Annotated in this window: 21 protein-coding genes; 18 read left to right on the forward strand and 3 right to left on the reverse strand. The window is 58.5% G+C overall.

All coding sequences use genetic code 11. From position 1 onward, the window contains the following. Window positions 1-105: hypothetical protein (locus M8014_RS19020; RefSeq protein WP_227895050.1), on the reverse strand; the 105-nt coding region annotated here is incomplete at its 3' end. Between the two features lie 218 nt (window positions 106-323). Next, window positions 324-1,583 (reverse strand): dicarboxylate/amino acid:cation symporter, encoded by a 1,260-nt coding sequence (locus tag M8014_RS19025; protein WP_271283946.1) that lies wholly within the window; start codon window positions 1,581-1,583, stop codon window positions 324-326. A gap of 464 nt (window positions 1,584-2,047) precedes the next feature. On the opposite strand from M8014_RS19025, the gene M8014_RS19030 reads away from it, so the two are divergent. The 16 genes from M8014_RS19030 (at window position 2,048) to bglB (ending at window position 20,388) form a co-directional block, all read left to right on the forward strand. Continuing rightward, complete coding sequence (locus M8014_RS19030) at window positions 2,048-2,584, forward strand: Csu type fimbrial protein (protein WP_418939623.1); 537 nt, start codon at window positions 2,048-2,050, stop codon at window positions 2,582-2,584. Window positions 2,585-2,671: 87 nt separating this feature from the next. Continuing rightward, entirely contained in the window at window positions 2,672-3,142 is a 471-nt protein-coding gene (locus M8014_RS19035; RefSeq protein WP_271284283.1) for a Csu type fimbrial protein, read from the forward strand. 16 nt (window positions 3,143-3,158) lie between these two features. Then, window positions 3,159-3,917, forward strand: coding sequence for a fimbrial biogenesis chaperone (locus M8014_RS19040; protein ID WP_271284284.1), 759 nt, complete (start codon window positions 3,159-3,161; stop codon window positions 3,915-3,917). Continuing rightward, window positions 3,893-6,277, forward strand: a complete 2,385-nt coding sequence (locus M8014_RS19045; RefSeq protein ID WP_271283948.1) for a fimbria/pilus outer membrane usher protein — start codon at window positions 3,893-3,895, stop codon at window positions 6,275-6,277. Before M8014_RS19040 ends, M8014_RS19045 begins: the two co-directional genes overlap by 25 nt. After that, window positions 6,274-7,239 carry a Csu type fimbrial protein gene (locus M8014_RS19050; RefSeq protein ID WP_271283949.1) on the forward strand — a complete coding sequence of 322 codons (966 nt, stop codon included), beginning with the start codon at window positions 6,274-6,276 and terminating at the stop codon, window positions 7,237-7,239. The genes M8014_RS19045 and M8014_RS19050 overlap by 4 nt, the downstream gene beginning before the upstream one ends. 83 nt (window positions 7,240-7,322) lie before the next feature. After that, on the forward strand, window positions 7,323-8,990 hold the full coding sequence (gene tar / locus M8014_RS19055) for a methyl-accepting chemotaxis protein II (RefSeq protein WP_271283950.1): 1,668 nt from the start codon (window positions 7,323-7,325) through the stop codon (window positions 8,988-8,990). Between the two features lie 44 nt (window positions 8,991-9,034). Continuing rightward, the gene (gene tap, locus M8014_RS19060; protein WP_271283951.1) at window positions 9,035-10,636 is read left to right on the forward strand and encodes a methyl-accepting chemotaxis protein IV; all 1,602 of its coding nucleotides are present in this window, start codon (window positions 9,035-9,037) and stop codon (window positions 10,634-10,636) included. Between the two features lie 19 nt (window positions 10,637-10,655). Then, complete coding sequence (gene cheR, locus M8014_RS19065; RefSeq protein ID WP_271283952.1) at window positions 10,656-11,522, forward strand: protein-glutamate O-methyltransferase CheR; 867 nt, start codon at window positions 10,656-10,658, stop codon at window positions 11,520-11,522. Then, on the forward strand, window positions 11,519-12,568 hold the full coding sequence (locus M8014_RS19070) for a protein-glutamate methylesterase/protein-glutamine glutaminase (RefSeq protein ID WP_271283953.1): 1,050 nt from the start codon (window positions 11,519-11,521) through the stop codon (window positions 12,566-12,568). The genes cheR and M8014_RS19070 overlap by 4 nt, the downstream gene beginning before the upstream one ends. Window positions 12,569-12,584: 16 nt before the next feature. Further along, window positions 12,585-12,974 carry a chemotaxis response regulator CheY gene (gene cheY / locus M8014_RS19075; RefSeq protein WP_271268555.1) on the forward strand — a complete coding sequence of 130 codons (390 nt, stop codon included), beginning with the start codon at window positions 12,585-12,587 and terminating at the stop codon, window positions 12,972-12,974. A 10-nt stretch (window positions 12,975-12,984) separates the two neighbouring features. Continuing rightward, window positions 12,985-13,629 carry a protein phosphatase CheZ gene (cheZ, locus tag M8014_RS19080; protein ID WP_271283954.1) on the forward strand — a complete coding sequence of 215 codons (645 nt, stop codon included), beginning with the start codon at window positions 12,985-12,987 and terminating at the stop codon, window positions 13,627-13,629. 159 nt (window positions 13,630-13,788) lie between these two features. After that, window positions 13,789-14,937 carry a flagellar biosynthesis protein FlhB gene (gene flhB, locus M8014_RS19085; RefSeq protein WP_271283955.1) on the forward strand — a complete coding sequence of 383 codons (1,149 nt, stop codon included), beginning with the start codon at window positions 13,789-13,791 and terminating at the stop codon, window positions 14,935-14,937. Then, window positions 14,930-17,008, forward strand: a complete 2,079-nt coding sequence (flhA, locus tag M8014_RS19090) for a flagellar biosynthesis protein FlhA (protein ID WP_271283956.1) — start codon at window positions 14,930-14,932, stop codon at window positions 17,006-17,008. Before flhB ends, flhA begins: the two co-directional genes overlap by 8 nt. After that, window positions 17,008-17,400 carry a flagellar protein FlhE gene (flhE, locus tag M8014_RS19095; protein ID WP_271283957.1) on the forward strand — a complete coding sequence of 131 codons (393 nt, stop codon included), beginning with the start codon at window positions 17,008-17,010 and terminating at the stop codon, window positions 17,398-17,400. The genes flhA and flhE overlap by 1 nt, the downstream gene beginning before the upstream one ends. A 260-nt stretch (window positions 17,401-17,660) precedes the next feature. Further along, window positions 17,661-19,244 (forward strand): MFS transporter, encoded by a 1,584-nt coding sequence (locus M8014_RS19100; protein ID WP_271283958.1) that lies wholly within the window; start codon window positions 17,661-17,663, stop codon window positions 19,242-19,244. Window positions 19,245-19,248: 4 nt separating this feature from the next. Then, window positions 19,249-20,388 (forward strand): beta-galactosidase BglB, encoded by a 1,140-nt coding sequence (bglB, locus tag M8014_RS19105; RefSeq protein ID WP_271283959.1) that lies wholly within the window; start codon window positions 19,249-19,251, stop codon window positions 20,386-20,388. A gap of 34 nt (window positions 20,389-20,422) precedes the next feature. Here the strand turns inward: bglB and argS are convergent, their stop codons facing one another. Further along, window positions 20,423-22,156, reverse strand: coding sequence for an arginine--tRNA ligase (gene argS, locus M8014_RS19110; protein ID WP_271283960.1), 1,734 nt, complete (start codon window positions 22,154-22,156; stop codon window positions 20,423-20,425). A gap of 173 nt (window positions 22,157-22,329) precedes the next feature. Here argS and M8014_RS19115 point away from each other — a divergent pair, with 173 nt between their 5' ends. Next, window positions 22,330-22,890, forward strand: coding sequence for a VOC family protein (locus M8014_RS19115; RefSeq protein ID WP_271284285.1), 561 nt, complete (start codon window positions 22,330-22,332; stop codon window positions 22,888-22,890). A gap of 85 nt (window positions 22,891-22,975) precedes the next feature. Continuing rightward, window positions 22,976-23,719 (forward strand): copper homeostasis protein CutC, encoded by a 744-nt coding sequence (gene cutC, locus M8014_RS19120; RefSeq protein WP_271283961.1) that lies wholly within the window; start codon window positions 22,976-22,978, stop codon window positions 23,717-23,719. The last annotated feature ends 42 nt before the right edge of the window (window positions 23,720-23,761 follow it).

Genomic DNA, 23,761 nt, shown 5'->3' on the forward strand with positions numbered 1-23,761 from the left:
ACAGCGGGAAATCAGTTCCGGGTCCAGATAATCGCCCAGAGAAGTCAGAGGGTTACGCAGGGAATCGTAACGGGATACCAGATCAAGAGCCTGTCCAATGTGCATAAAAAAATCCGGAAACGAGTGAACATTTCCGGATTCTTACACAGCCACTGGATCGATCAACCGATCCTTAACTGATCGGCATTACAACCTCAGGTTGCCGTTTTTAGTGTGTGCTCCCTCTCCCTCCGGGAGAGAGCCGGGGTGAGGGGATCAGGCCGCACCAGCCAAAAGCAAAACGGCAACCACAAGTTGCCGTTTGTCATATTTTAGAGAAACCCTTACGCCTCCTGCTCCACCAGCTCAGGCTCCTCCTCCAGCAACCCCTCATTCTGCGCCAGCATCGCCGTCGCCACGCCATTCCCCAGCACGTTAATCGCCGAACGTCCCATATCCAGGAAGTGATCAATCCCCATCAGCAGCAAAATACCCGCCACCGGAATATGGAAGCTCGGAATGGTTGCTGCCAGCACCACCAGCGCAGAACGTGGTACCCCTGCGATGCCTTTTGAGGCCAGCATGAGGGTCAACATCAACACCACAATCTCGGAAAAACTCAGCTGGATATTGTACGCCTGGGCGATAAACATCGACGCAAACGAGCAATACACCATTGACCCCACCAGGTTAAACGAATACCCAATCGGCAGAACGAACGACACGATGTTGCGTGAACAGCCAAAGCGGGTGAGCTGCTCCAGAGTTTTCGGGTAGGCCGCTTCCGAGCTGCTGGTGGTGAACGCCACCAGCACCGGATCTTTCAGCATACTGACCAGCCGGAAGATCTCTTTTTTCAGCACCATATAACCCACCGCCAGCAGTACCAGACAGGTGAGGACGATTGCCAGATAGTAGCCACCGATAAAAGAGGCGTAGTTCAGTAAAATGCCCAGCCCCTGGGTGGCAATCACCGAGGAGATTGCAGCGAAGATTGCCAGCGGGGCAACGTACATCACGTAGCCCGTCACCTTCAGCATGATGTGGGACACGACGTCCAGCGCTGCCACCAGCGGGGCGTTAAATTTCTCGCCCAGCGATGCGCCACCAATGCCAAAGAACATCGAGAACACGACAATCTGCAGGATCTCGTTGTTCGCCATCGCCCCGGCAATGCTGGTCGGGATGGTGTGGGACAGGAAACCTTTCAGGGTCATACCGCCGGTCGCTAGCCCAGTCTCGACCGAACCGGTTGGTACGGCCAGATTCAGGCCGCTGCCGGGGTGCAACAGGCTGACGATAAACAGGCCGACCAGAATAGAGAGTACCGATGAGCTGATAAACCAGACCATTGCTTTACCGCCTACGCGGCCAATGGTGGCGGTTTCGCCGAGGCGCATGATCCCCACCGTCAGGGTGCTAAAGACCAGCGGCGCTATCACCATTTTAATGAGCCGCAGGAACATATCGGTAAATAACGTGATGTTGTCTGACCAGGTTGCTATCGCGTCGGCTGACGCATATTGATGAATAACCGCGCCGGACAGAATGCCCGCCAGCATAAAAATCACGATAAAGATCGTGAGTTTGTTTGCACTTGCCACCAAAAAATCCTCGTTAAATGTATGTATTATTCAATTTGCTGATTTATATAGGTTTTATTATTCAGCACATCAATAAATCCATTACCTAAACTGAAGTAAATTGATTGTCATTTCAATATTTTTTTAATAATTATTAATTTTGTTGCTAAGTTGGCGTGGATATATTGTGATGCTTATCACGTTTCTACCAATCTATTTTCCCGCTTTGTTTGTTAATTAGGACATGACATTTTTTATCTAATTGTTTTAATTAGTAAATTTACGTCAATACGGCAAAGGTATGAGGTCCCGGGTGAAAAGTGGTTGAGTCGGGATCCATAAACTAAATTTCACATTAACCACCCGACAGAAACGTAATGGGTGCTAACAGATTGAGCGTCATCAGAAAACGGTGATAACCCGATGCGATTTTTTCTGGAGGGTGGGAAATGAATAAAACACATCTGCTGCTATTTACCGGCGGGATGCTCGCCATCATTGCGTCCGGTCCAACCCAGGCGGTAACCAGCAGCGGCACCATTGGCGCGACCCTGACGTTGACCAACGGCTGTCTGATTAACGGCTCGCCAACCCAGAACGGGATCAACTTCGGTACTCTCGATTTTGGCACCCATCCCGCCACGTTCTCGACCCTGACCACCCAGTTAACCGGTGCCAGCGGCGGCAACACCTTTACCATCCAGTGCACCACCGCCAGCTATTCGGTGGCGATCACCGGCAACACCAACGCCACCGCGCCAGGCACGGTCGTGGGAACGCCAGGTACGCCGACGCGCTATCTGGTGAATACCTCCGACGCCAGCCAGGGTGTGGCCTACAGCCTGTTCAGCGACGGCGGATTTAACAACATCATTGCCAACAACGCACCGCTGCCGGTGGCCTCCACCGCGGGCGGCGTCGACAGCTACACGCTGTATGGGCGGATAACCGGCGGCGGCAATAGCGTCACCGTGGTGCCAGGCACCTACACCGATACCATCAACGTCAGCGTCACCTATTAGCGCCAGTTCCCGATGATTGGCAATACGCCATCGCTCCAACACCAGGGAGAGGGCAAACTGCGCGCTTTTTTTATCCTCAGCCTGCTGATGGCGGCGAGTCACGCCGGGGCAGTGACCACCCAGTCTTTTCAGGTCAATGCCACCATCACCCCCGGCTGCTCGGTGGTGGCGGGCAGCGGCGGCCTGCTGGGTACGCTCAATTTTGGCACCCACACCGGGGTGGAAAGCGGTGCGGTGAACACCAGCTTTGTGCCGAACGGATCGCTGTCGATCGCCTGTACGCCAGGAGTGGCGCTGAGCATGAGCATCGACGGCGGCCAGCACTATACCTCGGTGCGCAATATGCAGCGGGCGGGAGGCACCAGTCAGGTAGCGTATCGCCTGTACAGCAGCAGTTCACTGGCGGCCAACAGTGAAATCGGTGTCAACCAGTCGGTGTCCGTGGCCTACACCAACAGCAATAACATTGCGCTGCCGCTGTTTGGCGTGGCGCTTCTGACCGGGTTCAGTCCGGCCGGAAATTATGCAGATCAACTCACCGTGACCTTAACGTGGTGAAAAAGGGAGAGGGATGATGAAGGTATTCTCGCGGCGTTGCCTGCCCGGCCTGATGCTGGCGCTGGGCAGTATGGTAGGGCAGGTCCAGGGTGCGGCAACGATTCTGCTGTGGCCGATTGATCCCTGGCTGTCAGCCGATACCAAAGCGACCGAACTGTGGGTGCAGAATCAGGGCAACAGCGCCACCACCATGCAGGTACGCATTGTACGCTGGCGGCAGGAAAATGGCCTTGAGCGCTACACGGCGCAGCAGGAGGTGGTCGCCAGTCCGCCGATTGTCACCATCGACAAGGGCAGCAAGCAGCTCATTCGCCTGATCAAACAGGGGAATGTCCCGGTGGGGGTGGAGCAAGCCTACCGCATCATCGTGGATGAAATCCCTCAGCCGCAGGATAAAGAGACCCCGCAGATGGGGTTAAAGCTGCAGATGCGCTACTCCATTCCGCTATTCGTTTACGGGCAGGGGATAGAGACCATTAAAGAGGGCGCGCATCACGCGTTGGTGGAGCCGCGCGACCTCAGCTGGCGAGTGGTGCGTGAGAACGGGCAACCTGCGCTACAGGTGCGTAATCAGGGCGATGTGCATGTCCGGCTCAGCCAGGTCACGCTGCAGCAGGGTGGGCAGAGTCGCACCCTGGCGGACGGCCTGCTGGGGTATGTCCTGCCAGGCAGCGCGCGCAGCTGGCCGCTGCCGTCAGGCGTCGGGCAGCCGGGTCAGATGCGTGCGCAAATTAATGCCAGGGATACGCAATGGCAGTCGGCGCCCGTCAACTGAAGCCGTTGATGGGTATCCTGCTCTGTGTCAGTACAGCAAGCTGGGCCGAATCCGGTGACGATATGTTGCCGCCCCCGCCTGCACCGCAGTCGGTCAACGACGAGGCGGTGTTTCAGTTGGCGCTGGTCGTCAACCACTACGACACCGGGCTGGTGGTACCTGTCACCCGGCGCAGCGGCGATTACTGGCTAGGCAGCGCCGATCTGCTGCGCGCCGGGCTGCCCGCCGACCAAGTTGCCCCTGGGGAGGTGAATGTTTCCCGCCTGAAAGAGGTGCGCACCGAGTATGACAGCAGCGGGCAACGCCTGCTGCTCAGCGTCCCGCGGGAGTGGGTCGGCACGCGCGCCACGTCATTCAGCGGCCAGATGGCGCAAAGCACCCCGTACTTTGGCAAAGGGGCGCTCCTCAACTACGACTTCTACACCAACCACACCGAACACAGCGGTGGCCAGGCCTCCCTGTGGCACGAGTTTCGCTATTTTGACGAACGGGGATCGTTATCCTCCACCGGTTACGTGCGGCAAAACTTCACTGGCGGCAGCGGGCAACAGGAAGGGTACGTGCGCTACGACACCACCCTGATGGTTACCAACGAAGAGGACGCCACCACCTGGACCGCCGGGGATGTGATCAGCGATGCCCTGAGCTGGAGCAGCAGCGTGCGCATGGGCGGGATAAGCTATGGCCGCGATTTCTCCCTGCGCCCGGACCTGGTGACCTGGCCTCTGCCGGAATTTTCCGGCGAAGCGGCGGTGCCTACCGCCGTGGATCTGTTCGTTAATGGCTACCGCGCGGGCTCCACCAATCTGCAGCCGGGGCCATTCACCCTCACCAATCTGCCCTATATCAACGGGGCGGGGGATGCGGTGCTGGTTACCACCGATGCGCTGGGGCGCCAGATCAGCACCACGCTGCCGTTCTACGTCACCAGCGAGCTGCTCAAACAAGGGCTCAGCGACGGGGCGATTACCCTCGGCAGCCTGCGGCGCAATTACGGTATCGACAGTTTTGATTACGGCCCGGCGGCGGGCAGCGGCTCATATCGTTACGGCCTGACCGACTGGCTGACGCTGGAAGGACACGTGGAAGGGGCGGAACAACTGGCGCTCGGCGGTGCCGGGACGGTGGTCAAGCTGGGGCAGTTAGGGGTAGTGAATACCGCCTGGACCCAGAGCCAGATGCGCGGCGACACGGGCGTGCAGCTGAACTGGGGCTATCAGTACAGCACCAGCGCCTTCAGCCTTGCCACCCAACACAGCCGCCGCGATCGCGGGTTTGGCAATCTGGCGCTGTACGATCAGCCGACGCTGTATGATGAATACGACCAGCCCATCGCCAGCCTGAGTCGCAATACCGACCAGTATTCCCTGACCTTCAACATGGGCGAATACGGCAATATCGGCGCGGCCTGGATCGGCGTCCAGAGTTTTGATAACCAGAAGACCGAGCTGCTGAACCTCTCCTGGAGCCGCAATCTGTGGGGCAGCAGCAGTATTTATCTCGCCGCCAGCCGGGATCAGCAGAAGGGCGACTGGACGGTAGCGATGTCGCTGCAGATCCCGCTTGGCGAACGTGACAGCGCCGCCATCACCGTGGAAAACACCCCGACAGCCGGTAGCACCCAGCGCTTCAACTATAACCACTCGATGCCCACCGACGGCGGCCTGAGCTGGAACATGGCCCTTGCGCGCCAGTCGCGTTCCAGCAACTATCAGCAGGGCTCGCTGGGCTGGCGCAACAGCAATATCGAGATCCAGGGCGGCGGCTACGGCGAGCGCAACATGATGACCTGGTGGGGCGAGGCGATGGGCTCGCTGGTGCTGATGGACGGAGAGCTGTTTGCCGCCAACAAAATCAATGACGCCTTTGTGGTGGTCAGTACCGATGGCCAGCCGGAGGTGCCGGTCAGCTACGAGAATCAGCCGGTCGGCAAAACCAACCGCAACGGCTATCTGCTGATCAGCGGCGTCTCGGCCTACTATCCGGCCAGCTACAGTATCAACACGCTCAACCTTCCCGCCGACACCCGCCTGAAGGAGACCGAGCGGCGCGTGGCGCTGCGGCGTAACAGCGGCTATCTGGTGGACTTCCCGATGGAACAGGAGCGGGTGGCGAGCGTGATCCTCCACGACGGCGAAGGGCTGGACATTCCGCTCGGCAGCCAGGTGACGCGCCAGGGCAGGCTCCCGGCGGTGGTGGGCTACGACGGGATCGCCTGGCTGGAAGATCTCGCGGACGTTAACGCCCTGACGGTGCGCACGCCGGATGGCAAACGCTGTCACGTGACCCTCACGCTGGACGCCAATCCGGGGCATAAGCTGCAAACCTACGGGCCGCTGACCTGCCGGATGTCACCATGAGACGCCTGCTGCTGATGCTGGTCCTGATGCTGGTTTCCACGGCAAGCTGGGGGGCATGCACCGTCAGCACCGTCAATGCCAACTTTGGCAACGTCACCTCGTTTGCCCTTAGCGGTAGCGGGGAAGTGCAGACCACCGGCACGCTGGTGGTGACCTGCGACGCGACGCTCAACCTGCTGACCAACGACTCCATTACCCTCAATTACATCGGCGCGACCGTCAATGCCAACAGCCGCGCCACCCTGAAGCGCACCGATAATGCGGCGATAACCGACGTGATCCCCACCCGCCTGTGCGGGCTGGCCGGTTGCGGGAGCAGCAGCGAAGTGCAGATTGGCAAAGCCTACACCTGGAGCGGCCCGACGCTGTTGAGCCTGCTCGGAGCCAAACAGTACAATATTCCGCTCTATTTTCGCACCGTTCCCGGCCAGAACGTCAGCGCCGGGCCTTATCAGGTGACACTTAATTTCAGCATCAACTACAACGTCTGCGCGGTGGGTATACTTGGCTTGTGTAGCACCCCGCAGGTGGGAACCGCCACGACCAGCATCGTCCTGAATATGACCGTCACCAACGACTGCAGCGCAATGACCACGCCGAATGTCAATTTCAACAGTGCGCCGCTGGTGCAGAACTTCCCTACGGTGTCGCAGGCCATCTCGGTCACCTGCACCAAAGGCAGCGTCTATACCATCGGCATTAATAACGGTGCCAACGCCAGCAATAACGTGCGGCGCATGGCGAGCGGCAATAACCGCATGAGCTATGAAATTTATAAAGAAGCCACCAGCAATCGCTGGGGCAGCAGCGGCACCGAACGCTGGTCCAGCGGGGTTTCATCCCAGGTGAGCGCCGACGGTTTACTGCGCAGCTATAACTACACCGCCCGGGTGTTAACCACCCAAACGACGCCGCCCGCAGGCAACTACAGCGATACTCTGGTGGTCGACGTCGCCTTCTGAACCACGCTTTCCCCAACTCCTGCGTAAAGTTCTCGCCAGTTGTGCCGATAACACCGGGAACAAATCCAGTTAGAAGGTGTTGTATGTTGAACCGTATGCGCGTTGTCACAATGCTGATGTTAGTGCTGGTCGTCTTCGCACTTCTGCAGCTTATTTCCGGCAGCCTGTTTTTCTCGTCTCTTAAACACAATCAGGCCAGCTTCGCGGCCTCCAACGATTTACGCCTTCAGCAAAGTGAACTCACCACAACCTGGGATTTGATGCTGCAAACCCGTATTAATCTCAGCCGCTCGTCGGCGCGGATGATGATGGATGCCGCTAACCAGCAGAGCAGCGCCAAAACCGAGCTGTTAAAAAATGCCCGCTCCACCCTTGATGAAGCCGGGAAACACTTCGCGGCCTTCAAGCAGATTGCACCGCTGCCGTCGATGGAACAGGCGAGCCAGAACATCGACGAAAAGTATCATAGCTATGCGGCCGGTCTGGCGGAGCTGATCCAGTTCCTTGAGAGCGGCAATACCGACGCCTACTTTGCCCAACCGACTCAGGGGATGCAAAACGCCCTGGGCGCCGCGCTGGGTGAGTACGCTAAAGCCAGCGACGCGCAGTACCGCACCGCCTTCACCACCAGCGTGGACGACTACCGCTTTGCGCAATGGCAGATGGCGATCCTCGCGCTGGCGCTGGCGATTGTGCTGATCGCTGTCTGGTACGGCATTCGCCATATCCTGCTTAACCCGCTGGGCCGCGTCATTACCCACATCCGCGAAATTGCCAGCGGCAACCTGATGCATACCCTGGCGATTTCCGGTCGCAATGAGATCACCGAACTGGCCAGCAGCGTGGACCACATGCAGCGCTCGCTGATCGAGACAGTCACCAACGTGCGTCAGGGATCGGATGCCATCTACACCGGCACCAGTGAGATTGCGATGGGCAACAATGACCTCTCGTCCCGCACCGAGCAGCAGGCGTCGGCGCTGGAAGAGACCGCGGCCAGTATGGAGCAGTTGACCGCTACCGTTAAACAGAACGCCGACAACGCGCGTCAGGCGTCGCAGCTGGCAGAGAGCGCATCTGAAACCGCCCAGCGCGGCGGCAAGGTGGTGGACGGGGTGGTGAAAACCATGCACGACATCGCCGACAGCTCGAAGAAAATCGCCGACATCATCAGCGTGATTGACGGTATCGCCTTCCAGACCAACATTCTGGCGCTGAACGCGGCGGTTGAAGCCGCCCGTGCCGGTGAGCAGGGGCGCGGATTTGCGGTGGTCGCCGGAGAAGTGCGCAACCTCGCCAGCCGCAGCGCCAATGCCGCCAAAGAGATCAAAACCCTGATTCAGGACTCTGTTTCACGCGTGGATACCGGCTCGGTGCTGGTGGAAAGCGCGGGTGAAACCATGAATGACATCGTCAACGCCGTCACCCGCGTGACGGACATCATGGGCGAGATCGCCTCGGCCTCCGACGAGCAGAGCCGCGGTATTGACCAGGTGGCGCTGGCAGTGTCGGAGATGGATCGTGTTACACAGCAAAACGCCGCGCTGGTGCAGGAGTCCGCCACGGCGGCGGCTGCGCTGGAAGAACAGGCGAGCCTGTTGAAGATGGCTGTTTCGGCATTTCGTCTTACCTCTACGCCCGCAGGAACGGTTTCCACCCACGCCGGACCTTCGATGACGGCGCCTGCCGCTGCATCGGGCAAACCGCGTGCGCTGGCAACCGGACAGGATGACAACTGGGAAACATTTTGATCGAACTTTAAACCGCGGCTGCTGGCCGCTGAATGGGAGCGTGGATGTTAAATCGTATTCGTATCTCGACCACACTGTTTTTGATTTTGATTCTGTGTGGGGTATTGCAGGTTGGCAGTAACGGCTTGTCGTTCTGGGCGTTTCGCGACGGCTATCAGAATTTACAGGAAGTGGAAGTCGGTAATCAGCAGCGGGCGCTGCTCGACCAGACCCGTGGCGTGCTGCTGCAGGCCAGTACCGCGCTGAACAAGGCCGGGACCTTAACAGCCCTGAGCTATCCGCCAGATGACATTAAAGCGCTGATGACCACCGCCCGCGACAGCCTGAAGCAGGCTGACGGCATGTTCAAAACCTTTATTGAACATCGGGCGATCAGTGCCAAAGGCGATGCGCTGAAAAAAACCGTGCAGGCGGGCTATACCCAGTGGCACGGCGATTTAGATCATCAGGCGACCTGGCTTGAGAACAACCAGCTGTCGGACTTCCTTACCGCGCCAGTGCAGGAATCGCAGGCGGCGTTTGACGTCAGCGCGCAAAACTGGCAGCAGGAAATCAACCACTTTGTGGAAGAGGCCGGGGCGGGCAGCCGCAACAGTTACCACATGTCGGGGGTGATCTTCGCCACCATGGTGGTGCTGGCCGCGTTGCTGACCAGCGCAGCGCTGTTCTGGTCGCGCAGAATGATTGTCCAGCCGCTTGCGATCATCAGCAGCCATTTCGACAGCATTGCCAAAGGCGACCTCGCGCGCCCGGTAGCGGTGTACGGCAAAAATGAAATTTCGGCCATTTTCGCCAGCCTGAAAGCGATGCAAAGCTCGCTGCGCGAAACGGTGACCCAGGTGCGCCACGGCAGCTATGCCATGCACACCGGGATCTCCGAGATTGCCGAAGGTAACAACGATCTCTCGTCGCGTACGGAACAGCAGGCGGCCTCGCTGGCGCAAACCGCTGCCAGCATGGAGCAATTAACCGCCACGGTCGGGCAGAACGCCGACAACGCCCGTCAGGCTTCGGGTCTGGCGAAAAGTGCTGCGCAAACGGCGAAGCAGGGCGGTGAACAAGCCACTCGCGTCGCCAGTACCATGAATGATATCGCCGCCAGTTCTCACAAGATTGGCGACATCATCAGCGTGATCGACGGCATTGCCTTCCAGACCAACATTCTGGCGCTCAATGCCGCGGTCGAAGCGGCGCGCGCGGGTGAGCAGGGGCGCGGGTTTGCAGTGGTGGCCGGTGAAGTACGCAACCTGGCAAGCCGCAGCGCCAATGCGGCAAAAGAGATCAAAGGGCTGATTGAAGAGTCCGTGTCACGCGTACAGCAGGGTTCTGCGCTGGTGGATACCGCCGCAAAAACCATGACTGAAATCGTCAGTTCCGTGACCCGGGTGAACGACATTATGGGTGAAATCGCGTCTGCGTCCGACGAGCAGCGTCGCGGTATCGAGCAGGTTGCCCAGGCAGTAAGTCAGATGGATCAGGTGACACAGCAGAACGCCTCTCTTGTGGAAGAGGCGGCGGCGGCCACCGACCAGTTAGCCAGTCAGGCAGATCATCTGACCTCGCTGGTGTCTGTTTTTAATGTGAATGAGCGTGTTGAAACCGTAACAGAAGTCGGGCGGTCGCAGACCGTTCCAGTGGGTTCCTGAAAGTGATTAAGAAGGCGCTATGACATCATCTCTGCCCTCAGGGCAATCGTCATTACTGTTACAGATGACACAGCGCCTCGCGCTGTCCGATACGCATTTCCGTCGGATATGTCAGTTAATCTACCAGCGCGCGGGGATCGTACTTGCCGATCACAAGCGCGACATGGTCTACAACCGTCTCGTGCGGCGCTTACGCACCCTCGAGCTGGATGATTTTGGCCGCTATCTGGGGATGCTGGAAGCGAATCCGAACAGCGCGGAATGGCAGGCGTTTATCAACTCGCTGACCACTAACCTGACCGCCTTTTTCCGCGAAGCGCATCACTTCCCGGTGCTGGCGGAGCATGCGCGTCGGCGTAGCGGGGAATATCGCGTCTGGAGCGCCGCTGCCTCTACCGGTGAGGAGCCGTACTCCCTCGCCATCACCCTTGCCGATACGTTAGGTACCGCGCCAGGTCGCTGGAAGGTGATTGCCAGCGATATCGACACCGAAGTGCTGCAAAAAGCGCAGAACGGCATCTACCGTCAGGAAGAGCTGAAAACACTGTCGCCGCAGCAGCTGCAGCGCTACTTCATGCGCGGCACGGGTCCGCACGACGGGCTGGTACGCGTGCGCAGCGAACTGACGAACGCAGTCGAGTTCTCGGCGCTGAACCTGCTCGAGAAGCAGTACAACGTGGCGGGACCCTTTGACGCCATTTTCTGCCGTAATGTGATGATCTATTTCGACAAAACGACGCAGCAGGAGATCCTTCGCCGTTTTGTGCCGCTGCTCAAACCGGACGGTTTACTGTTTGCCGGACACTCGGAGAATTTCAGCAATCTCGCGCGCGAGTTTAGCCTTCGTGGCCAGACGGTCTATGCGCTGAGTAAGGATAAAGCATGAGTAAAATCAGGGTCCTGGCAGTCGATGACTCGGCGCTGATGCGCCAGATCATGACGGAGATTATCAACAGTCACAGTGACATGGAGATGGTGGCAACCGCCCCCGATCCGTTGGTTGCCCGGGATTTGATTAAAAAATTTAACCCCGACGTGCTAACGCTGGATGTCGAGATGCCGCGCATGGACGGCATCGATTTTCTTGAGAAGTTGATGCGTCTGCGTCCGATGCCGGTAGTGATGGTCTCATCCCTGACCGGCAAAGGGTCGGAAATCACCCTGCGGGCGCTGGAGCTGGGGGCGGTGGATTTCGTCACCAAACCGCAGCTGGGCATTCGCGAAGGGATGCTGGCTTACAGCGAGATGATCGCCGAGAAAATTCGCACGGCGTCCCGGGCGCAGATTGCGGTGCATAAGCCGCTGGCGGCACCTGCACTGCTGAAATCCGGCCCGCTTTTGAGCTCGGAAAAGCTGCTGGCGATTGGCGCGTCAACCGGGGGAACAGAGGCAATTCGCCATGTACTCCAGCCATTGCCGCTCTCCAGCCCCGGTATTCTGATTACCCAGCATATGCCGCCGGGCTTTACCCGCTCGTTTGCCGATCGTCTGAACAAGCTGTGTCAGATCAGCGTAAAAGAGGCGGAAGACGGCGAGCGCGTCCTGCCGGGGCATGCCTATATCGCCCCTGGCGACAGGCATATGGAGCTGGCGCGCAGCGGGGCGAACTATCAGATTCGAATTCATGACGGTCCGGCGGTTAACCGGCACCGGCCGTCGGTGGATGTGCTGTTTCATTCGGTGGCGAAATACGCGGGGCGCAACGCCGTTGGGGTGATCCTGACGGGGATGGGCAACGACGGCGCCGCCGGAATGCTTGCGATGCACCAGGCTGGCGCCTGGACCATCGCGCAGAATGAAGCAAGTTGTGTGGTGTTCGGCATGCCGCGCGAGGCCATCAATACGGGTGGCGTGAGCGAAGTGGTCGATCTCAGTCAGGTTAGTCAGCAGATGCTGGCAAAAATCAGTGCCGGACAGGCAATACGTATTTAACGAGGAGTGTAGTTTTATGGCGGACAAAGAGCTCAAGTTTTTGGTTGTGGATGACTTTTCCACCATGCGTCGCATCGTACGCAACCTGCTAAAAGAGCTGGGTTTTAATAATGTTGAAGAAGCGGAAGACGGTGTCGATGCGCTGAACAAACTGAACGGCGGCGGTTTTGGTTTTGTGATTTCTGACTGGAACATGCCGAACATGGACGGTCTGGAACTGCTGAAAACCATTCGTGCCAATGGCGCGATGTCCTCTCTGCCGGTGCTGATGGTGACCGCAGAAGCGAAGAAAGAGAACATTATTGCTGCGGCACAGGCGGGCGCAAGCGGGTATGTGGTGAAGCCATTCACTGCAGCAACACTGGAAGAGAAGCTCGGGAAGATCTTCGAGAAACTCGGCATGTGAGGTACGGGTGATGATGCAGCCTTCGATTAAACCTACGGATGAGCATTCAGCCGGCGATATAATTGCCCGGATCGGCAGCCTGACGCGCATGTTGCGCGACAGCCTGCGTGAGCTGGGTCTGGATCAGGCGATTGCTGAAGCAGCGGAAGCGATTCCCGATGCCCGCGATCGTCTCGATTACGTGGTGCAGATGACCGCCCAGGCGGCAGAGCGAGCGCTGAACAGCGTTGAAGCCTCGCAGCCGCATCAGGACGAAATGGAAAAAGGCGCGAAAGCGCTGACCAAACGCTGGGACGAATGGTTCGAAAACCCAATCGAACTGTCCGACGCACGTGAGCTGGTCACCGATACCCGCCAGTACCTTGGCGACGTACCGGGTCATACCAGCTTCACCAACGCCCAGCTGCTGGACATCATGATGGCGCAGGATTTCCAGGACCTCACCGGTCAGGTGATCAAGCGCATGATGGATGTAATCCAGGAGATTGAGCGTCAGCTGCTGATGGTGCTGCTGGAGAACATCCCGGAACCGTCGGCGCGCCCTCAGCGCGAAAACGAAAGCCTGCTCAATGGCCCACAGCTCGACGCCAGCAAAGCCGGCGTGGTGGCAAGCCAGGACCAGGTGGACGACCTGCTGGACAGCCTCGGTTTCTGATGAGAAACGCCACCTGAGAAGGTGGCGTTTTACCGTTCTGCGCTCGCCCCCTTTTGCCGAATCGCCTAAATCAGCCCTTTTAACGCCCCTATTTCGCCCATTGTTCACATCCTGCTTTGGCATCATAGCGTCCAAACCTATACCTGCGGGATGCTTGCCGTGGCAGACGACAGCGACGACAAAACAGAAGCCCCCACACCCCACCGACTAGAAAAGGCGCGTGAGGATGGGCAAATACCCCGATCCAGAGAACTCACCTCGCTACTGATTATGTTAGTCGGCGTGTGCATTATCTGGCTTGGCGGGGAGTCCCTTGCCCACAGACTGGCAGGTATGCTCTCGGCCGGGCTGCGCTTTGACCACAGCATGGTGAACGACCCCAATTTGATCCTCAGCCAGATAATCCTGCTGATCAAAGGCGCGATGATGGCGCTGCTGCCGCTGATTACCGGCGTGGTGCTGGTGGCGCTGATATCGCCGGTGATGCTGGGCGGTCTGGTGTTTAGCGGCAAGTCGCTGCAGCCTAAATTTTCCAAACTCAACCCGCTCTCCGGGATCGCGAAGATGTTCTCAGCCCAGACCGGGGCCGAACTGCTGAAAGCGTTGATGAAAGCCACCCTGATGGGCAGCGTGGCCGGGTTTTTCCTGTGGCATAACTGGCCGGAGATGATGCGCTTAATCAGCGAATCACCGCTGAGCGCAATGCGCAATGCGCTTAACCTGGTGGGGCTATGTTCCCTGCTGGTGGCGCTGAGCATTATCCCGATGGTGGGGTTCGACGTCTTCTTCCAGATCTACAGCCACATTAAAAAGCTGCGCATGTCTCAGCAGGACATCCGCGATGAATATAAGCAGATGGAGGGCGACCCGCACGTGAAGGGGCGTATCCGCCAGATGCAGCGTGCGGCGGCGCGCCGCCGGATGATGGAAGATGTGCCGAAAGCGGACGTGATCGTCACCAACCCGACCCACTACTCGGTGGCGCTACAGTACGACGAAAACAAAATGAGCGCGCCAAAAGTGGTGGCGAAAGGGGCGGGGCTTATCGCCCTGCGCATCCGTGAAATAGGTAATGAAAACCGCATCCCGATGCTCGAGGCCCCGCCGCTGGCGCGTGCCCTGTACCGGCATGCGGAAATTGGACAACAAATCCCGGGCCAGCTGTATGCCGCCGTGGCGGAAGTACTGGCGTGGGTATGGCAGTTGAAACGCTGGCGTCTGGCGGGAGGTCAACGACCTGTCAAACCTGAGAATCTCCCGGTGCCTGCAGCGCTGGATTTTATGAACGAGAAGGACACTGATGGCTAATCTGATGGCAATGTTGCGCTTGCCTGGCAACCTGAAATCGACGCAATGGCAGATCCTTGCCGGGCCGATCCTCATCCTGTTAATCCTGTCGATGATGGTGTTGCCGCTCCCGGCCTTCATCCTTGACCTGCTTTTCACCTTCAACATTGCGCTCTCCATTATGGTGCTGCTGGTGGCGATGTTCACTCAGCGCACGCTGGAGTTCGCCGCGTTCCCGACCATCCTGCTGTTCACCACGCTGTTGCGGCTGGCGCTGAACGTGGCCTCGACGCGTATTATTCTGATGGACGGCCATACCGGCGGCGCAGCGGCAGGTAAGGTGGTTGAAGCCTTCGGCCACTTCCTGGTGGGCGGCAACTTTGCTATCGGCATCGTGGTGTTCGTGATCCTGGTCATCATCAACTTTATGGTTATCACCAAGGGTGCGGGGCGTATCGCCGAAGTTGGCGCGCGTTTCGTCCTCGACGGGATGCCGGGCAAGCAGATGGCGATTGACGCCGATCTTAACGCCGGGCTGATTGGCGAAGATGAAGCCAAAAAACGCCGTTCTGATGTAACCCAGGAAGCGGACTTCTACGGGTCGATGGACGGTGCGAGTAAGTTCGTTCGCGGGGATGCCATCGCCGGTATTCTGATCATGGTGATCAACGTTATTGGCGGCCTGCTGGTCGGCGTATTGCAGCATGGCATGGACATGGGCCACGCGGCCGAAACCTATACCCTGCTGACCATCGGTGACGGCCTGGTCGCCCAGATCCCGGCGCTGGTGATCTCCACCGCGGCGGGCGTAATCGTGACCCGCGTTGCCACCGATCAGGATGTTGGCCAGCAGATGGTCACTCAGCTGTTCAGCAACCCGAACGTGATGCTGCTGTCGGCGGCGGTACTCGGCCTGCTGGGGCTGGTGCCGGGAATGCCAAACTTTGTCTTCCTGCTGTTTACCGGCATGCTGCTGGGACTGGCCTGGTGGCTGCGCGGACGAGAAACCAAGCCTCAGGCCGAAGCCGCGCCAATTAAAATGCCGGAAAATACCCAGGCGGTGGAAGCCACCTGGAACGACGTGCAGCTGGAAGACTCGCTGGGAATGGAGGTGGGCTATCGCCTGATCCCGATGGTCGATTTCCAGCAGGACGGGGAACTGCTGGGGCGTATCCGCAGTATCCGTAAGAAATTTGCTCAGGACATGGGCTTCCTGCCGCCGGTGGTGCATATCCGCGACAACATGGATCTGCCGCCTGCGCGCTACCGTATTCTGATGAAAGGGGTCGAGATCGGCAGCGGAGACGCCTACCCGGGGCGCTGGCTGGCGATAAACCCGGGCACGGCGGCGGGTACGCTGCCGGGTGAACAGACCATCGACCCGGCATTTGGCCTGGCGGCGATCTGGATTGAAAGCGCCCTGAAAGAGCAGGCGCAGATCCAGGGCTATACCGTGGTAGAGGCCAGTACCGTGGTGGCGACCCACCTTAACCACCTGATTGGCCAGTTCTCCGCCGAGCTGTTTGGCCGTCAGGAAGCGCAGCAGCTGCTGGATCGTGTGACCCAGGAGATGCCGAAGCTGACCGAAGATCTGGTCCCGGGCGTGGTGACGCTTACCACCCTGCACAAGGTGCTGCAAAATCTGCTCGACGAGAAAGTCCCGATCCGCGATATGCGTACCATTCTGGAAACCCTGGCCGAGCATGCGCCGCTGCAAAGCGATCCGCACGAGCTTACCGCCGTGGTGCGCGTGGCGCTGGGCCGGGCGATCACTCAGCAGTGGTTCCCGGGCACCGGCGAAGTGCAGGTAATTGGCCTGGATACGCCGCTTGAGCGTCTGCTGCTGCAGGCACTGCAGGGCGGCGGCGGGCTGGAGCCGGGACTGGCCGACCGCCTGCTGGCGCAAACTCAGGAGGCCTTGCAGCGCCAGGAGATGCTCGGCGCGCCGCCGGTGCTGCTGGTTAACCATGCCCTGCGTCCGCTGCTCTCCCGCTTCCTGCGTCGCAGTCTGACCCAGCTGGTGGTGCTCTCTAATATGGAACTGTCGGATAATCGTCACATCCGCATGACCGCCACCATCGGAGGTCAGTGATGCGTAAATTACTCTGGCTGTTGGCGCTACCGCTGTTGGCCCAGGCCGCAGGGGAGGGGGCATGGCAGGACAGCAGTATTGGCCTGACCCTTAACCATCGCGGCGTGGCGGCGTCGTCGCGCCCGCTTTCGGCGCAGCAGCCGGTGTCAGGTCTGATGACGCTGGTGGCCTGGCGCTATGCGCTTAATGGCCCGATCCCGGCCGGGCTGCGGGTGCGGTTATGCTCCCAGTCGCGCTGCACGGAGCTGGACGGTGCCAGCGGCACCACCCGGGCGTTTGAAAACGTGCCCGCCGTCGAGCCGTTACGCTTTATCTGGGAAGTCCCCGGCGGCGGTCGGCTGATCCCCGCGCTGCAGGTCCAACGTAACGAAGTCATCGTTAACTACCGCTAATTGCCCGCTTTTTCACCAGCCGTCAGGTTATTCTGGCGGCTGGCTCGCAAAACTGACACCTCCTTTTGATGCAAAAGAAACGCTGTTTTATAAAACAGTGACACGCGTAGTAAATCTCTTTGCATTTTTGCCAGTTGCCGCCAGGTGATGGCAGCAACAGAAAGGTATCCCCGTAGCGATACTCTTACTGTAACCGTGTAGTCACTCCCGTTCACGTCTGTGCTCACCGGGAGTCTTTTAAACTTACAGGGTCGACGGTAATGAAAACACGTAAAATTGGACTCGCGAATTATCTGGCCTATGGTTCGGGCGATTTTCTCGGGGCGGGAACGACAGCACTGACCGCTGCCTGGCTGTTATATTTCTACACCACCTTCTGCGGCCTTACGCCGATTGAAGCCACCTTTATCTTTGCTGCGGCAAGGGTATTAGACGCCGTTGTCAGCCCGCTGATGGGGTTCCTGACCGATAACTTCGGCACCACCTGGTTGGGCAAACGCTTTGGCCGCCGCAAATTCTTTATTCTGCTCGGTATCCCATGCGTCTTCAGCTACTCGCTGATGTGGGTCGGGGACATGGGATTCTGGTACTACCTGCTCACCTATCTGGTGTTTGATATCGTCTACACCATGATTCTGGTGCCGTACGAAACGCTGGTGCCGGAAATGACCGACGATTTCAAACAGAAGACCAAATTCTCCGGCGCGCGCATCTCCATGGCGCAGATGTCGGCGATCCTGGCCTCGTTCCTGCCGGGCATTCTGTTAACGCACTTCGGTAAAGACAACGCCGTCTCCTTCTTCTATGCGAGCCTGGTCTTCTCGGTGCTGTGCGCCATGATGCTGACCTTCGTCTGGTTCTTTACCTGGGAACGTCCGCGCGAAGAGTGGTCCGAAGCGGCGCTGCGTGCCGAGGAAGAGAAGAAAAAACTCAATCTGGGGCAGAGCCTCAACCGTCTGTTTGTTGAACTGAGCTCCACGCTGCGGGTGAAGATTTTCCGTCAGCATCTGGGGATGTACCTCGGCGGCTATATCGCCCAGGACGTGTTCAACGCCGTGTTTACTTACTATGTGGTGTTCGTGCTGATGCAGGAGGCGTCGATGGCGTCGAATCTGCTGGGTACGATGGCCATCTTCCAGTTTATCGCCGTGATCGCCATGATCCCGCTGTGCATCCGCTTCGGGCCGGCACCCTCCTACCGCATGGTAGTGGTGCTGTTTGGTCTGGCGTCTATTTCGTATGCGATGCTCTATTACGCTGGGCTCAGCGATGTTTACTCTCTGCTGCTGCTGGTGTCTGCCCTCGCAGGTCTGGGACGTGGCGGTATCAACTACGTGCCGTGGAACGTTTATACCTATATTGCGGATGTGGATGAAGTCATCACCGGTCAGCGTCGCGAAGGCATCTTCGCCGGCATCATGACCCTGACCCGCAAAGCCTCTCAGGCAGGTGCCATCATGCTGGTGGGGATTGTGATGCAGCTGTCCGGCTTTGTCAGCGGCCAGAAAGTGCAGCCGGAAGAGGTCAGCCATACCATCCTGATGATCCTGAGCGTGGGCACCGTGCTGGTGCTGATCTGCGGCTTCCTGGTGTCATTGCGCTTCAAGCTGAATTTGCAAACGCACAGTACCCTGCGTGAAGAGACGGCCAAAATGCGTGAGTCTGGCCGCGCGATGCCGGAAACCGCAACGCCGCAGGCGCGCGCCACCGTGGAGATGCTGGCGGGTCTGCCGTACGAGTGCCTGTGGGGCAATAACAACATCGGCTACCTGAACCGCAATAAACCTGCGGCACCGTCCCTGAATGAACGTGCTTCACTGAATTCGACATACAACAGAGGTTAAGATTATGAAGGTTTGGCCTGTCAAACATAGCCCGTTACTGCGTCAGCCTGAGCGTTTTATCGCCAGGGATGAGCTGAAATCACTGATTCAAAAAGTGACGCATAACCTGGTCAACATTCACGATAAAACCGGTGAGTTTTTACTGCGGCTGGACGACGGGCGCGTGATCGACACCAAAGGCTGGGCGGGCTGGGAATGGACGCACGGCGTGGGTCTCTACGGTATCTGGCAGTATTACTGCCAGACCGGCGATGTGGCGATGCGCGATATTATCGACGGCTGGTTTACCGAACGCTTCGCCGAAGGGGCGACCACCAAGAACGTCAACACCATGTCGCCGTTTTTGACGCTGGCCTATCGCTATGAAGAGACGCGCAATCCGGCCTGGCTGCCGTGGCTGGAGAGCTGGGCCGAGTGGGCGATGAACGAGATGCCGCGCACCGATCACGGCGGGATGCAGCACATCACGCTGGCGGAAGAGAACCATCAGCAGATGTGGGATGACACCCTGATGATGACCGTGCTGCCGCTGGCGAAGATTGGCAAGCTGCTCAATCGCCCGGATTATGTGGAAGAGGCGGTCTATCAGTTCCTGCTGCACGTACAAAACCTGATGGACCGGGAGACTGGCCTCTGGTTCCACGGCTGGAACTATGACGGCCAGCATAATTTTGCCAACGCCCGCTGGGCGCGCGGCAACAGCTGGCTGACCATCGTGATCCCGGACTTCCTCGAGCTTGTGGATCTGCCGGAAAACAACGCCGTGCGCCGTTATCTGGTGCAGGTGCTGAACGCGCAGATTGCGGCGCTGGCGAAGTGCCAGGATGCGAGCGGCCTGTGGCATACGCTGCTCGACGATCCGAACTCGTATCTGGAGGCCTCGGCGACTGCTGGGTTCAGCTACGGGATCCTCAAAGCGGTGCGTAAGCGCTACGTGGGGCCGGAGTATGCAGAGGTGGCGGAGAAAGCCATTCGCGGGATTGTGAAAAACATCTCCCCGGAAGGGGAACTGCTGCAAACTTCGTTCGGTACTGGGATGGGCAGCGATCTGGAGTTCTATCGCCAGATCCCGCTGACCTCGATGCCGTACGGGCAGGCGATGGCGATATTGTGTCTGACGGAGTATTTGCGAAAGTACTTCTGATAAAAAAGAAACCCGGCTTGCGCCGGGTTTCTTTTTACATACGTTCTACGGTATTGATACCCAGCGTATCCAGACCCAGCTTCAGGGTTTTCGCGGTCAGCTGCGCCAGTTTCAGGCGGCTGTTGCGAACCGCCTCGCTCTCGGCGGAGAGAATCGGGCAGTGCTCGTAAAAGCCCGAGAACAGGCCAGCCAGATCGTACAGGTAAGCACACATCACGTGTGGCGTACCGTCGCGGGCGACCACGGCCAGGGTCTCTTCGAACTGCAGCAGACGCGCTGCCAGCTGCGCTTCGCGATCTTCGCTAATCACTACCGTTGCATTCGCCAGCACGCTCTCGTCGATCGCGGCTTTACGGAACACAGACAGCACGCGGGTGTAGGCATACTGCATATACGGCGCAGTGTTGCCTTCAAACGCCAGCATGTTGTCCCAGTCGAACACGTAGTCGGTGGTACGGTTCTTGGAGAGATCCGCATATTTCACCGCGCCGATACCCACTGCGGTTGCCAGTTTTTCCAGCTCGTCGGCAGGCATGTCCGGGTTTTTCTCGGCCACCAGACGACGGGCACGCTCCAGCGCTTCGTCCAGCAGATCCGCCAGCTTCACGGTGCCGCCTGCGCGGGTTTTAAACGGCTTGCCGTCTTTACCCAGCATCATGCCGAACATGTGGTGTTCCAGCGGGACCGAATCCGGCACGTAACCCGCTTTACGCACGATGGTCCACGCCTGCATCAGGTGCTGGTGCTGACGGGAGTCGATGTAATAGAGCACGCGATCCGCATGCAGCGTCTCAAAGCGATACTTAGCGCAGGCGATGTCGGTCGTGGTGTACAGATAGCCGCCATCCTTCTTCTGGATGATAACGCCCATCGGTTCGCCTTCCTTGTTTTTGTACTCATCAAGGAACACGACGGTAGCACCTTCGCTCTCAACGGCCAGACCTTTGGCTTTGAGATCGGCGACGATACCGGCCAGCATCGGGTTGTACAGGCTTTCACCCATCACGTCTTTACGGGTCAGGGTGACGTTCAGACGATCGTAGGTCAGCTGGTTCTGGGACATGGTAATGTCGACCAGCTTGCGCCACATCTGACGGAAGTACTCGTCACCGCCCTGCAGCTTAACCACGTAGCTGCGCGCGCGCTCGGCAAAGACTTCGTCTTCGTCGTAGTGTTTTTTCGCTTCGCGGTAGAAACCTTCGAGATCCGCCAGCGCCATTTCACCGGCGTTTTCCTGCTGCTGTTTTTCCAGGTAAGCAATCAGCATCCCGAACTGGGTGCCCCAGTCGCCGACGTGGTTCGCGCGGATCACCTTGTGGCCAAGGAACTCGAGCGTGCGCACGGCGGCGTCGCCGATGATGGTGGAGCGCAGGTGGCCCACATGCATCTCTTTTGCGACGTTAGGCGCAGAGTAGTCGACCACGATGGTTTGTGCTTGTGGCTGGGTCACGCCCAGACGGTCGGACTGCAGCGCGGCGTCAACGTGACGCGCCAGGAAGGCCGGCTCGAGGAAAATGTTGATAAAGCCCGGCCCGGCGATCTCGGTTTTACTGGCGATACCCTTGAGATCCAGGTGCGTCAGAACCTGCTCAGCGAGTTGTCGCGGCGCCATGCCCAGTTTTTTCGCCACTGCCATCACGCCATTAGCCTGATAGTCGCCAAACTGTACTTTTGCTGACTGACGAACCTGGGGTTCGCAATCCGCAGGCGCACCTGCAGCAATCAGAGCCTGACTGACTTTTTCTGAGAGAAGAGCCTGAATATTCACCGGGATACCTTACATTTTTGTCGCGCTGTCATGCTGCCGCGCCAGTTAAAGAAATTAGGCCGGGAGTATACTGCAATTGCCTCTTGCCGTCAGCACTGGCTCAAATCAGCGGTTGGTCGCCAGCCCCCAACAGAGTAAATTAACGCTTTTGCACCATGACAAGAGTATTGATGATGGCGAACTGGCTCTCTATTGACGACCTGCAGGACATTGCAGCCGATTTACCGCGCTTCACCGAGGCGTTCACCACCCTGGCGGATCGCCTCGGTCTGGATATCGTTCCCCTCGCAGCAGACCACATTTCCCTGCGCTGCCACCAGAATGCTACTGCGGATCGCTGGCGGCGTGGGTTTGAGCAGTGCGGCGAGCTGCTCTCCGAAAACATCATCAACGGCCGTCCGATCTGTCTGTTTAAGTTGCATGAACCGGTCTGCGTGGCGCACTGGCGTTTCGATGTGGTTGAGCTGCCGTGGCCGGGCGAAAAACGCTATCCCCATGAAGGCTGGGAGCATATAGAAATCGTTCTGCCCGGTGAGCCGGAAAGCCTGAATGCCCGCGCGTTGGCGCTGCTGTCCGACGACGGACTTAGCCAGCCGGGGATCTTCGTCAAAAGCAGTTCGCCAAAGGGTGAGCGCGAGCGTCTGCCGAACCCGACGCTGGCGGTGACGGACGGCAGCGTGACGGTCAAATTCCATCCGTGGACCATCGAACAGATTGTCGCCAGCGAAGAATAAAGCACAAGAGTTTGTGAGCTAACGCCGCGTCGCGCCGGATGCGGCATGGCATGATGCAACGATCGAGTGGGTATAAGGAGGTTTTGTGGCATTGCTGGAGATCTGTTGTTACAGCATGGAGTGTGCGCTGACTGCGCAGCAGCGGGGAGCCGATCGCGTTGAACTCTGTGCGGCGCCAAAAGAGGGCGGGCTGACCCCCTCCTGGGGCGTGTTGAAATCGGTGCGTCAGGCGGTGACTATCCCCGTTCATCCGATTATTCGCCCGCGCGGCGGAGACTTTTACTATAGCGCGAGCGAGTTTAACGCCATGCTGGAGGATATTGCCGTCGTGCGCGATCTCGGCTTCCCGGGGCTGGTGATCGGTCTGCTGGATGAGGACGGTCATGTCGATATGCCGCGTATGCGCCAGATTATGGCTGCCGCGCAGGGGATGGCGGTGACTTTTCATCGCGCCTTTGATATGTGCGTCAATCCGCTACAAGCGTTTGAAAATCTGGCGGAACTGGGGGTCGCGCGGGTGCTCACATCCGGTCAGCAATCGTCCGCCGAAAAAGGTATTTCATTAATTAAGGAACTAAAAGCGCAATCAGGTGTTCCAATAATAATGGCAGGTGCTGGCGTTCGCGCCGCTAACCTTGAATTGTTTTTACAGGCAGGGGTATTCGAGCTTCACAGTTCGGCAGGCAGATGGTTGCCATCACCCATGCGCTATCGCAATGCAGGCTTGTCGATGTCGACGGAGAGTGAGGCGGATGAGTATTCCCGCTACAGCGTTGATGGCGAGTCGGTTGCAGTGATGAAAGCGATGATCGAAAGGTATCGCCGTTAAAATCCGTTTTTACCGCGCATCATGTCGCCCAATATGATGCTT

It is taken from the genome of Silvania hatchlandensis (assembly GCF_025564065.1).
GTDB classification, from domain to species: domain Bacteria; phylum Pseudomonadota; class Gammaproteobacteria; order Enterobacterales; family Enterobacteriaceae; genus Enterobacter; species Enterobacter hatchlandensis.